Genomic DNA, 12,460 nt, shown 5'->3' with positions numbered 1-12,460 from the left:
GCGGCCCTGCCGGATATTGTCGCGGGATCAGTGGGTTGGGAGGTGTTTCGGCGGCACTTCAGGTCAACGTGCCAGCGCCCTGTTACGGGCATCTGCATAAATATTGGGCGGCCCGGCTCAGGTGAAGCCTGCGAGGATCCGAAGCAGCTGCTCCCTGTTCTCCTTGCCGATCTTGGCCTCGACATTCCGCTCGTGCTCGGCGGCCAAGCCCTTGAACTTGGCCAGCGCCGTCTCGCCCTGTGCGGTGAGGTGCAGCGCATGGGAACGCCGGTCTTCTTTCGACTTGATCCGCTTCACGTATTTGCGCTGCTCCAGGCTGTCGAGCAGATGCACCAAGCGGGCGCGCTCGATGCCGAGGCGCTTTGCCACTGCCATCTGCGACAGGCCGGGATTGGCGCCGATCACCGTCAGCACCGAATATTGCGTCGGCCTGATCTCGACATCGCCAAGCGTCCTGACGAAGTCCTGGAAGATCCAGATCTGGAAGCGCCGCACCGCATAGCCGGCGTGCCCGACCAGCGCGTCGAGGCCGATCTCGTCGGCCTCGCTCCGCCGCGCAGCGCCGTTGCTCGCTCGTTTGCGGGGGGGAGTGCGGGCTGCGGTGGCGGTCACGTCGAGTCTCCTGCCGACCAACCTTAGCGCCTCGGCGGCCTGAGCGAAAGATTGTTGTTGACGACAACAATTGCCCCGACCAACATTATGTTCAAGGCAGCCCGGGACGAGGCGGCCGTCGATCCCGATGCGGGCGAGGAGGAAACCATGACAGCCGCCCCACGCGGTGAAGCTTCGAGCCTGTTCGCAGCGCCCAAGACCGCCGCGGAGCATCGCGCGGACGGCAGCATCGTGCTGCGTTCGCCTGAGCCGCTGCGCCAGAGTGCGCGCTGCGTCGGCGACTGGCTGGAGCATTTTGCGCGGCAGACGCCCGACACGATCTTCCTCGCCGAGCGTGATGGCGCCGATGCGCCCTGGGCCACCATGACTTACGCAGTTGCCCTGCGGTGGGTCCGCGCGGCAGCGTCGTGGATTCTGGCGCAGGGACTTAGCGCGGAGCACCCTGTCGTCATTCTCTCCGACAACAGCATCGATCACGCGCTGCTTGCGCTAGCCGCCCAGCATGTCGGCGTTCCCTCGGCCGCGATCTCACCTGCCTACTCACTGATGTCGAAGGATTTTGACAAGCTGAAAAGCATGATCGCGCTGCTCGAGCCGGGCGCGATCTATGTTTCCGGTACCAGGCCGTTCGCGGCGGCGCTGGCTGCGATCAAACCGCTGCATAGCGCGCAGATCATCAGCGGCAATGCTGGCGATGCCGATGCGCTCGCCTTCCGCACCATCGCAGCTACGCCCGAGACGCCGGACGTCACAAGAGCCTTCGCGGCGCTCACGCCCGACACGATCGCAAAATTCCTGTTTACGTCCGGCTCGACCGGCACGCCGAAAGCCGTCATCAACACCCAGCGCATGCTGACCTCGAGCCAGCAGGCCAAGGCCCAGACCTGGACCTTTCTCGATCAGCGGCGCGGCGATCTCGTCATCCTCGACTGGCTGCCCTGGAGCCACACGTTCGGCGCCAATCACAATTTCAATCTCGTGCTGCGCAATGGCGGCTCGCTCTACATCGACGGCGGCAAGCCCGCGCCGGGCCTGTTTGCGACGTCGCTCGCCAATCTGAAAAGCGTGATGCCGACGGTCTATTTCAACGTGCCGCGCGGTTTCGACATGCTGATCGCGGCGCTGCGCGGTGACGAGGAGCTGCGCCGCCGCTTCTTCAGCGAGGTGAAATTCGCCTTCTACGCCGGCGCAGCGCTGCCGCAGAATCTCTGGGATGCTCTCGAAGAGCTCTCCGTCGCGACCGTCGGCCGTGCGCTGCCGATGGTCTCGGCCTGGGGCTCGACCGAAACCTCGCCGCTCGCGACCGACTGTCATTTCCTCGCCGAGCGCTCCGGCAATATCGGCGTGCCGATCCCCGGCACGGAGCTGAAGCTCGTCGCCTCAGGCGACAAGCTGGAGGTGCGCGTGCGCGGTCCCAATGTCACGCCCGGTTACTGGAAGGCGCCCGAACTGACAAAGCAGGCGTTCGACGATGAGGGGTTTTATCTCATCGGTGACGCCGTGAAGCTTGCCGACAGTGCGCGGCCCGAGCGCGGGCTGTTCTTCGACGGCCGCGTCGCGGAGGATTTCAAGCTCAATTCCGGCACCTGGGTGAGTGTCGGCACGCTGCGCGTTGCCGGCATCGCCGCGCTGGCGCCGCTGGCGCAGGACATCGTCGTGTCGGGGCATGGCGGCGACGAGGTGCGCTTCCTGGTGTTCCCGAATATCGCGGCCTGCCGCGCTCATGCCGGCTTGCCCGAGACGGCAGCCGTGAGCGATGTGCTGGCGCATGACAAGGTCCGCAGCGCGATCGCGCAGGGCCTCGCAAAGCTGAAGCAACAGGGCGCCAACTCTTCCGGCCATGCCACGCGCGCGCTGCTGCTTGCCGAGCCGCCGTCGGTGGACGGCGGCGAGATCACCGACAAGGGCTACATCAACCAGCGCGCCGTGCTGACGCGGCGAGCGGAAGCAGTGAAGCGGTTGAATGACGATGCGTCGGGGGAGTGGGTTGGGGTGTAGCCAGTCGATGATCTCGCCCAAGCTCCCGCCCTCTTCAGCTCTCCTCGCTTGCGGTGAGAGGTCGGATCGCTCCTGGCGATGCGACGCATCGTCGGGTGCGATCCGGGTGAGGGGGTACAGGTCTCACAACGATCTCTGCCGGGGAGAGAGGCTCCTCACCCCAACCCACTCCACGTAAGAACGGGGAGAGGGAGTGAAACAGCCCCGCCCAATTAAGCCAGCCATCCTGCCGCAATATCCTGCCGATTCTTTTGTTGCCTAAGCAACTAATTTATGCGAACCGTTCCAGGGAAGGACGACGGCGGAGGAACTGCCGCGTCCGATCTCGGAGGAAACAATGCTCGGCAGGAGAGGTGCCGCGTGCAAACGCGGGCGCATGCCTGAAGGCGCCGGAACGACGGAGCTGCGGCGCGGCGCGTCAGGTGTAGCTATCCGTTACCGCGCCGAGATTTTCGTGCAGGCGGCGGAGCAGGTCGATCAGCACCTCGCGCTCGTCCTTGCTGAGGCAGGACAGCAGGCGCCGTTCGCGCTCGAATGCCGCCACGATCACCTTGTCATGGGTGGAGCGGCCCCTTGCGGTCAGCGAGATCGAATGGGTGCGGCCGTCGTTAGGATCGGTGCGGATCGCGATCAGCCCGCGCTTCTCGAGGCCTGCGAGCGTCCGGCTCACCGGTCCCTTGTCGAAGCCGATGACATGGCAGATGCGCGAGGCGGGAATGCCCGGCTCGATCGCCAGCAGCGACATGATCCGCCATTCCGTGACGTTGACGCCAAACTGCTTCTGATAGAACGCGGTCGCGCTGTTCGAGAGCTTGTTGGCGATGAAGGTGATGAAGGCCGGCACATAGCGCTCGAGATCGAGCGTCGGCCCCGCATCAGCGGGCGCGGGCTTTTGGCGGGCTCTGGTCGAAGACGGCGGCATATCGGGTTTCTGACTCGCGGCGTGCCGAAAGACCTAAGGGCATGCGCCGCCCTTTCACAAGATCAAAATGAGGGAGGACTTCAATGAGCGCACCCGGCTCCGCTTTATCAGGCGTCCCGCATCTCGACGTCGATCCCTTCGACATGATGTTTTTTGCCGACCCCTATCCCACGCATGAGCTGCTGCGGGAGGCGGGTCCGGTGGTCTATCTCGACAAATGGAAGGTCTACGGCGTGGCGCGCTATGCCGAGGTTCATGCCGTGCTGAACGATCCCGCCACCTTCTGCTCCGGCCGCGGCGTCGGCCTGTCCGATTTCAAGAAGGAGACGCCTTGGCGGCCGCCGAGCCTGATCCTGGAGGCTGATCCTCCCGCGCATACCCGCACTCGCGCCGTGTTGTCAAAGGTGCTGTCGCCGACCGTGATGAAGCAGGTGCGCGATCGGTTTGCCGCCGCGGCGGAGGAACGGGTCGACGCGCTGCTGGACAAGCGCAGCTTCGATGCGATCACCGACCTCGCCGAGGCCTATCCGCTCTCGATATTTCCCGATGCGCTCGGGCTTAAGCCCGAAGGTCGCGAGCATCTCATTCCCTATGCGAGCGTCGTGTTCAACGCCTTCGGTCCGCCCAACCAGCTGCGCCAGGAGGCGATCGAACGTTCGATGCCGCACCAGGCCTATGTCGCCGAGCAGTGCCAGCGCGAGAACCTTGCCCCCGGTGGCTTCGGTGCATGCATCCACGCGCAGGCCGACGAGGGTGCCATCACGGCCACCGAGGCGCCATTGTTGGTGCGCTCGCTGCTCTCGGCCGGCCTCGACACCACGGTCAACGGCATCAGCGCGGCCGTCTATTGCCTCGCTCGCTTTCCCGATCAGTGGCAGCGCCTGCGCAATGATATCTCGCTGGCGCGCGGTGCCTTCGAGGAGGCCGTGCGATTCGAGAGCCCGGTGCAGACTTTCTTCCGCACCACCACGCGCGAGGTCGAGCTGTCGGGCGCGAGGATTGGTGAAGGCGAGAAGGTGCTGATGTTCCTTGCCGCTGCCAATCGCGATCCGCGGCGCTGGGACAAGCCCGACAGCTACGACATCACCCGCCGTACCTCCGGCCATGTCGGCTTCGGCTCAGGCATCCACATGTGTGTCGGCCAGCTCGTCGCCCGCCTTGAAGGCGAGGTGATGCTGACCGCGCTGGCGCGCCGCATCGCGAAGATCGAGATCGCGGGCGAGCCCAAGCGCCGTTTCAACAACACGCTGCGCGGGCTCGACAGCCTGCCTGTCACCATCACCCCGGCCTGACGAGGAGTTTTGATGCCTGCCATCACTTTCATCCATCCCGACGGCAACTCCGATCGCATCGAAACCTCTGGCGGCGAGAGCGCCATGCAGGCCGCGACCCGCCACGGCCTCGACGGCGTCCTGGCCGAATGCGGGGGCAACACCATGTGCGCGACCTGTCACGTCTATGTCGACGAGGCCTGGCTCGCACGCCTGCCGGCGATGGCCGACGACGAGGACGCGCTGCTCGACGGCACTGCCGCCGCGCGGCTGCCGAACAGCCGGCTGTCCTGCCAGATCAACATCACGCCTGAGCTCGACGGGCTCGTGCTGCGACTGCCGGAACGGCAGGTCTGAATCTCGGTTGGCCGGCAACGACCGGCAATCAAAATACAGGGGAGGGAATGATGAAGCATCTGAAGTGGACGCTCGCGCTGGCCGCGAGCCTGGTGACCGGCGCGGCGAATGCCGAGATCTCCGACAATGTCGTGCGAATCGGCGTGCTCAACGACATCTCCGGCATCTTCCAGGATACCAACGGCATGGGCTCGGTCGAAGCGGCGCGGATGGCGGCGGAGGATTTCAACGGCGGCGGCAAGGGCATCAAGGTCGAGATCGTCTATGCCGACCACCAGAACAAGGCCGATGTCGGTAATGCCATCGCGCGCAAATGGCTCGATGTCGAAGGTGTCGATGCCATCGTGGACGTACCGAACTCGGCCGTCGGTCTTTCCATCAACTCGCTGCTGCGCGACAGCCGCATGACTTTCCTGGCCTCGTCCACGGCAAGCTCGGATCTTACCGGCAAGGCCTGCTCGCCCAATACCATCCAGTGGGTCAACGACACCTGGGCGACCGGCAATACCACCGCTGCCGCGATGATGTCGCGCGGCGGCAAGGAGTGGTATTTCCTCACGGTCGACTACGCCCTCGGCAAGGGCATCGAGGCCGAGGCGCAGAAATACATCGAGTCGCATGGCGGCAAGGTGATCGGCTCCTCCAAGCATCCGCTTGGCACCTCCGATTTCGCCTCCTTCCTGCTGCAGGCGCAGAGCTCGAAGGCGCAGGTGATCGGCCTCGCCAACGCCGGCGGCGATACCATCAACGCGGTGAAGCAGGCCGCCGAATTCGGGCTTCAGCAGAGCGGCCAGAAGCTGGTGGCCTTTCTGCTCTTCATCAACGACGTCCACGGCATGGGTATCAAGGTCGCGCAGGGTCTGCAGCTCATGGAGGCCTTTTACTGGGACATGGATGACGACACCCGCGCCTTCGCCAAGCGTTTTGCCGCGCGACCCGGCATGAACGGCAAGATGCCGAGCGGCAACCAGGCCGGGGTTTACGCGTCCACCCTCGCCTATCTCAACGCGGTGGCGGCCACCGGCAGCGACAACGCCAAGGAGGTCGTGCCGGCGATGAAGACGTTCAAGGGCAAGGACAAGCTGTTCGGCGACACCACGATTCGCCAGGACGGCCGCGTCGTGCATCCGATGTACCTGTTCGAGGTGAAGAAGCCCGAAGAGTCGAAATATCCCTATGATTATTACAAGCTGGTCTCGACGATTCCCGCGGACCAGGCGTTCCGCCCGCTGGCGGAAGGTGGGTGCGAGCTGGTGAAGTAGCTGCTTTTCGCCTCTCCCCGCCTGCGGGGAGAGGCCGACGCGCGCAGCGCGGTGGGTGAGGGGGCTCTCCGCGAGCCAGATGCCTGCGGGAACCGCGATCTCTCAACACGTCATTGCGAGCGCAGCGAAGCAATCCAGAATCCCACCGCGGCAGACTCTGGATTGCTTCGCTGCGCTCGCAATGACGATGGCGGAATATTGACAGATCCAAACTCTCACCGACCCCGCGGAGACTCCCCCTCACCCCGGCCCTCTCCTCGCAAGCGGGGAGAGGGAGAGGACCGTCCCTACGCCACCTTGCTGCTGCCCTGCGTAATCAACCGCGCCGCGCGCTGATCTCGCGCGTAAATCCAGAGCCAACTCAAGGCAACGCTGAGGCGGTGACGCAGACCGATCAGGAAGTAGATGTGGGCGATGCCCCAGATCCACCACGCGATGGTGCCGCGCAGCTTGATCTTGCCGAAGTCGATCACCGCGAGGCGCTTGCCGATCTGGGCGAGGCTGCCGGCGTGCTTGTAGCGGAACGGTTCCGTCGCAGCGCCGCGCAGCCGCGCCTTGATGGTTTCGGCGACATGACGGCCCTGCTGCTTGGCGGCAGGTGCGATGCCAGGCACCGGCTTGCCCTCCCATGCGTTGATATTGACGGTGTCGCCGATCGCGAAGATCTCGGGATGGCCGGGAATCGTGAGGTCCGCCTCGACCTGCACGCGCCCGGCGCGATCGCTGGGGGCGCCCAGCCATTCGGCGGCGGGCGAGGCGCGGACGCCAGCGGCCCAAATCCTCGTCTTTGCCTCGAGCAACTTGCCGCCGAACACCACGCCCTCGCGGTTGATCTCCGTGACAGCCTGTCCCAGCACGACCTCGACGCCGATCTTTTCCAGCGAGGCCTGCGCGTAGGCCGACAGCTCGTCGGGAAAGCCGGCGAGCACGCGCGGGCCGGCCTCGATCAGCACGACGCGCGCCTTGTGGGTGTCGATGTTGCGGAAGTCGGCGGGCAGGGTGTGATGCGCCATCTCGGCGATGGTGCCGGCGAGTTCGACGCCGGTCGGGCCAGCGCCGACGATGACGAAGGTCAGCCGCGCTGCACGCTTCGCCGGATCGGTCTCGCGCTCGGCGCGCTCGAAGGCCACCAGGATGTGCCGGCGCAAGGTGGTCGCATCCTCCAGGGTCTTCAGGCCGGGCGCGAATTGCTCCCATTCGTCATGGCCGAAATAGGCGTGCCGCGCGCCGGTCGCGAGCACCAGCGTGTCGTAGGGCACCTCGCTGCCATCGTCGATCAGCACGCAGCGCCTGTCGGCATCGACGCCGCTCACCGTGGCAAACAGCGTCGTCACTTCCCGCCGGTCGCGCATCAGGTGCCGGATTGGCCAGGCGATCTCGCTGGTCGCGAGCGAGGCAGTCGCGACCTGGTAGAGCAGCGGCTGAAACAGGTGATGGTTGCGGCGGTCGATCAGCGTGATCTCGACCGGAGCGCCCGCAAGCCGGTGGGTCGCCTCCAGCCCGCCGAAGCCGGCGCCGACGATGACGACGCGATGGGGATTTGCGGCCATGATGCACCCTCGAATCTTGCTGCTTCTCACCTTCATTTAAGTGCGGATCGGGCTTCGCAGTCCAATAGCGCTCATCAATCGCAGCATAGGCCGGGTGTATCGACATGCCGCGAAAAAGCGCCGCAGCCTTGGCTAAATTGAGCAGAATTATATTTCTTGCCATCGCCGATTGGAGCGAAATATGGTGCAGGGGCAGGCGCTGAGCCATTGGCGGCTCGACAGATTTTGCGTTCAATAGAGACAGGCCCGGGGCGGCGATCACCCCGTTTTCGGGATCGATAATACAAGGAGGGGAGTGATTATGAGGACGTCATTCTGGCTGGCGGGCGCAGCGGCGCTGGTGCTGGCAAACCCGGCATTCGCTGGCGACACCATCAAGATCGGTTTCGTCTCGACCTTCAGCGGCCCGACCGCCGTGATCGGCAACGACATGCGCAACTCGTTCGAACTCGCGCTGGACCATATGGGCCGCAAGATGGACGGCAAGCCGGTCGAGGTGATCTACGAGGACGACGGCCAGAAGCCCGACATCGGCAAGCAGAAGACCGAGAAGCTGGTGCAGTCCGACAAGGTCGACTTCATCGTCGGCTATATCTGGTCGAACGTCCTCCTGGCTTCGCTCAAGACCGCGGTGGATTCGCAGACCTTCCTGATCTCGGCCAATGCCGGCCCGTCGCAGCTCGCCGGTGAGTTGTGCAGCCCTTACGTGTTCTCGACCTCCTGGCAGAACGACCAGACGCCGCAGGCCATGGGCCTCTACATGAATCAGAAGGGCGTCAAGAGCGTGTTCCTGATCGGGCCGAACTACGCGGCCGGCAAGGACATGCTCGCGGGCCTCAAGAACACTTTCAAGGGTGAGATCAAGGGCGAAGAATACACCGTGTGGCCGAGCCAGCTCGACTTCTCCGCCGAGCTCTCCAAGGCGCGCGCTTCCGGCGCCGAGTCGATCTTCGTGTTCTATCCCGGTGCTGCCGGCGTGCAGTTCCTCAACCAATATGCGCAAGCCGGGCTGAAGAGCACGATGCCGCTCTATACGGCGTTCACCGTCGACGAGCTCTCGCTGCCGCTGCAGAAGGAGAACGCGCTCGGCGTTCCCGGCGCGCAGGAATGGGTGAATGACCTGCCCAACGAGCAGAACAAGCGCTTCGTTGCCGACTATCGCAAGAAGTATCCCGGACTGCGTCCGACCTACTACGGTGCCCAGACCTATGACGCCGCCCAGCTCATCAACAGCGCCGTCGTCGCGGTGAAGGGCGACACCAGCAAGAAGGACGCGATGAAGGCCGAGATGGAGAAGGCCAACTTCAAGTCGCTGCGCGGCGCGTTCAAGTACGGCAAGAACCACATCCCGGTGCAGAGCTTCTATCTTCAGGACGTGGTCAAGGACGCCGAAGGCCAGCTCGCGCTGAAGACGGTCGCGACGATCGTGGAGAATGATCAGGATCGTTTCCACGACAAGTGCCAGATGAAGTGAGGCTGATGCTCTTCCCCTCTCCCCGCTTGCGGGGAGAGGGTCAGGGTGAGGGGGGTGTCCGCGGGGGCGGTAGACGTTAAGTTCGCGACTACTCATCACATCGTCATTGCGAGCGCAGCGAAGCAATCCAGAGTCTTTCCACGGAGGGATTCTGGATTGCTTCGCTACGCTCGCAATGACGTGTTGAGGGAGCGTTACTCCTGACTGCGAGGTGACTCGCGGAGAGTCCCCCTCACCCGGAATTCAAGCTGCGCTCGAATTCTGGCCTCTCCCCGCATCCGCCTTCGCTAAAGCTTCGGCGGACGAGCGCGGGGAGAGGCGAAGAGCCCACAAGGAGAGCGGGTTCACACCCGCGGCATGCTCGACGGCCGCACTTCGCGCGCCTGCGCTGCCAGCCTGATGCCGGCATTCGCCGCGCCAAAGCCCTGATAGTTCCTGCGTTCGACGATCTCGAAGAAGAAGCGCTCGTCGAAGATGTGGGTGTAGACCTGGAAGAATTCGCTGTCGCCCTCGCGGTCGTAGAGAATGTGGTTGGCGCGCAGCTGCGCCATCAGCTCGGGGGCGAGATCGTATTTGGCTTCGATGTCGTCGTAGTAATTGTCGGGGATATCCAGGAAATCCGCGCCGCGCCTGCGCATCGCGGCGACCGCGGCGAAAATGTCCTGGCACGCGAAGGCGACGTGCTGCACGCCTGAGCCGAAGAATTCCGAGATGAAGCGCGCTGGCAGCGTGCGGTTGGCGGAAGAGCCGTTGAGGACGAAGCGCAGGCTCTGGTCTGCGTTGATGATGGCCTGGCTCTGCACGAGGCCCCTGGGATCGGCGATTTCCATCTGCGGCAGGCGCTTGAGGTCGAGGATCCCGGTGTAGAACAAGAGCCAGGACAGCATCTCGTCATAAGGCATCGACTGCGCGATGTGGTCGACGGCGAGCAGGGCATCCGCGCCTGCATCGCTCACGACTGGTTCAAAATCGGTGTCCCAGTTCTTGCCGGCCTGGTCGAGGAAATAGAGGAGGCTGCCGCCGACGCCATGGATCGCGGGGATCTCGAGTTCGCCCGGCCCGACCGGCTGGTAGAAGGTGCGCGCTTTCAGCGTCTCGGCGCGCTGCATGGCAAGGCCGGCATCGTCGACATCGAGCGCGATCGCGCAAACCCCGGGACCATGGGTAACGTAATGCGAATGCGCAAAACCGTCGGTCTCGCAATTGATGACGAGCTCGACCTTGCCCTGCGACCAGCGCTCGACCGCCTTGCTGCGATGCTTGCCACTCTTGCGGAAGCCGAGCTGCGAGAACAAGCGGGCGAGCTCGCCCGCCTTGGTCTCGTTGACGGCGAATTCGATGAAACCGGTGCCGCGGCTTTTGGCTTTGGGCGCGAGCGGCTCGCCGGCAAATTTCGGCCAGTCCGGTGCCAGCTGGTCCTCCAGCAGGATCAGCGACCGGAGTCCGTCGATCGCGGTCTGCGCGGCTGAGCCGGCGCGGAACTGGTCGTTGAAGATTTCCAGCGACAGCGGCCCGGCATAGCCGGTCGCGGCGACCGCCTTCATGAAGTCGCCGACCGGCAGATCGCCCTGGCCGGGGAAGGAGCGGAAGTGCCGGCTCCAGGACAGGATGTCGAGCTCGAGCTTCGGCGCATCGGCAAGCTGCACCAGGAATATCTTGTCACCGGGGATCGAGGCCATGGCGCGGGTGGGAAATCCCGGCGCCAGCGCGTGAAAGCTGTCGAGGATGACGCCGATCGCGGGGTGATCGGCGCGGCGCACGATCTCCCAGGCGTCGCGGTAGTCGTTGACATGCCGTCCCCAGGCCAGCGCCTCGTAGCCGACGCGCAGGCCGCGCTTCGCGGCGTGCTCGCCGAGCTCGCGAAAATCGTCCGCGGCGCGGTCGATGCCGCCGAGCGCGGCGGGCGACACGTTCGAGCAGATCAGCAACAGGTCAGTGCCGAGCTCCTGCATCAGATCGAATTTACGCATCGCGCGCGCGAAATTGCGCGTGCGCTGCGGCTCCGGCATGCCCTCGAAATCCCGGAACGGCTGGAACGCGCAGATCTCGAGATTGAGATCCTTGCACAGCTTTGCGATGTCGCGCGGACCGGCGCCGAACGACAGCAGATCGTTCTCGAAGATCTCGACCGCGTCGAAGCCGGCGGCGGCGATGGCGCGGAGCTTTTCGTCCAGTACCCCTGAGAGAGAGACGGTCGCGATCGAGCGCTTGTTCATGCTGCTTGCTCCATGATCCGCCCCGGTGAGATTGTCTGGCCCGTGCGCGCGGCCTCGCTGACGGCTTCGACGACGGCGAGCGTTCCCATCGCATCCTCGGCCGTGATCAACGGCTGTTCCTGGCCCCTGATGACCGCGCAGAAATGCCGGAGCTGCTCGACCAGTGGATCGAAAGCGGGCGGCGCAATGATCTCGCGCGACAGCGGTGCGTACCAGCCGGGCTCCTCTGCGTAGGACCACAGGTCCATATTCGGCACGGACAGCGATCCCCCGGTGCCGGAGAAGATGTAGCAGGGCTGATCCTGCTTGGGATAAGCGGGGTTTTCCCCCGAAGACAGTTCCCAGCTCCAAGGTGCCGGCGTCGTGTCCGACACGGTCACCGTTCCCAGCGCGCCATTGGCAAAGCGCAGCAGCAGCGCCGCGGTGTCTTCGACGGCGAAGCCGCGCGCCCTGTTCGAGGTCAGCGCCTGCACCTCGGTGATCTCACCGCAGATGAAGCGGAGGTTGTCGATGTCGTGGATGAGGTTGATGAGTAGCGGACCGCCGCCCTGCTCGCGCCGCCACGCCACCTCGAAATAATCGTCGGGCTTCTTCAGCAGCCACAACCCGACCACGGCGGTGAGCAGGCCGAGCTTGCCGGTTGTCACCGCTGCGCGCGCGGCCTTGATGATCGGATTGTGTCGGCGGTGATGACCGACCAGCATCGGCACGCCGGTTCGCCCGACGGCGGCGCACAGATGCTGTGCGCTGGCAACCGTCTCCGTCACCGGTTTTTCGATCAGCGCCGGCACGCCCGCC

At 64.7% G+C, this 12,460-nt stretch carries 10 protein-coding genes; 5 read left to right on the top strand and 5 right to left on the bottom strand.

The features are described from left to right. Window positions 1-117: 117 nt before the first annotated feature. The gene (locus A5906_RS01915) at window positions 118-612 is read right to left on the bottom strand and encodes a MarR family winged helix-turn-helix transcriptional regulator (protein ID WP_080134017.1); all 495 of its coding nucleotides are present in this window, start codon (window positions 610-612) and stop codon (window positions 118-120) included. 147 nt (window positions 613-759) lie between these two features. Here A5906_RS01915 and A5906_RS01910 point away from each other — a divergent pair, with 147 nt between their 5' ends. Then, on the top strand, window positions 760-2,610 hold the full coding sequence (locus tag A5906_RS01910) for a feruloyl-CoA synthase (RefSeq protein ID WP_080134016.1): 1,851 nt from the start codon (window positions 760-762) through the stop codon (window positions 2,608-2,610). 418 nt (window positions 2,611-3,028) lie between these two features. On the opposite strand, the gene A5906_RS01905 is transcribed toward A5906_RS01910, so the two are convergent. Then, on the bottom strand, window positions 3,029-3,532 hold the full coding sequence (locus A5906_RS01905) for a MarR family winged helix-turn-helix transcriptional regulator (RefSeq protein ID WP_080133577.1): 504 nt from the start codon (window positions 3,530-3,532) through the stop codon (window positions 3,029-3,031). Between the two features lie 83 nt (window positions 3,533-3,615). Here A5906_RS01905 and A5906_RS01900 point away from each other — a divergent pair, with 83 nt between their 5' ends. The 3 genes from A5906_RS01900 to A5906_RS01890 are packed head-to-tail and all read left to right on the top strand — an operon-like array spanning window position 3,616 to window position 6,422. Then, entirely contained in the window at window positions 3,616-4,824 is a 1,209-nt protein-coding gene (locus A5906_RS01900; protein ID WP_080133576.1) for a cytochrome P450, read from the top strand. A 12-nt stretch (window positions 4,825-4,836) separates the two neighbouring features. Continuing rightward, the gene (locus A5906_RS01895) at window positions 4,837-5,160 is read left to right on the top strand and encodes a 2Fe-2S iron-sulfur cluster-binding protein (protein WP_080133575.1); all 324 of its coding nucleotides are present in this window, start codon (window positions 4,837-4,839) and stop codon (window positions 5,158-5,160) included. Between the two features lie 50 nt (window positions 5,161-5,210). Beyond that, window positions 5,211-6,422 (top strand): ABC transporter substrate-binding protein, encoded by a 1,212-nt coding sequence (locus A5906_RS01890; protein WP_080134015.1) that lies wholly within the window; start codon window positions 5,211-5,213, stop codon window positions 6,420-6,422. A gap of 287 nt (window positions 6,423-6,709) precedes the next feature. Here A5906_RS01890 and A5906_RS01885 read toward each other — a convergent pair whose 3' ends face one another. Further along, window positions 6,710-7,972, bottom strand: coding sequence for an NAD(P)/FAD-dependent oxidoreductase (locus A5906_RS01885; protein WP_080133574.1), 1,263 nt, complete (start codon window positions 7,970-7,972; stop codon window positions 6,710-6,712). 301 nt (window positions 7,973-8,273) lie between these two features. Here A5906_RS01885 and A5906_RS01880 point away from each other — a divergent pair, with 301 nt between their 5' ends. Continuing rightward, on the top strand, window positions 8,274-9,446 hold the full coding sequence (locus tag A5906_RS01880) for an ABC transporter substrate-binding protein (RefSeq protein ID WP_080133573.1): 1,173 nt from the start codon (window positions 8,274-8,276) through the stop codon (window positions 9,444-9,446). Window positions 9,447-9,790: 344 nt separating this feature from the next. On the opposite strand, the gene A5906_RS01875 is transcribed toward A5906_RS01880, so the two are convergent. Together A5906_RS01875 and A5906_RS01870 are read right to left on the bottom strand one after the other, a co-directional pair. Then, window positions 9,791-11,662: a bifunctional sugar phosphate isomerase/epimerase/4-hydroxyphenylpyruvate dioxygenase family protein gene (locus tag A5906_RS01875; RefSeq protein WP_080133572.1), complete on the bottom strand. Its 1,872-nt coding sequence runs from the start codon at window positions 11,660-11,662 to the stop codon at window positions 9,791-9,793. Further along, window positions 11,659-12,460 (bottom strand): Gfo/Idh/MocA family protein (locus A5906_RS01870; protein WP_245326556.1); only part of this gene is annotated, 802 nt, incomplete at its 5' end. The genes A5906_RS01875 and A5906_RS01870, both read right to left, overlap by 4 nt.

This window comes from Bradyrhizobium sacchari (genome assembly GCF_002068095.1).
Lineage (GTDB): Bacteria > Pseudomonadota > Alphaproteobacteria > Rhizobiales > Xanthobacteraceae > Bradyrhizobium > Bradyrhizobium sacchari.
This window is presented reverse-complemented; position numbering and strand designations above follow the sequence as displayed.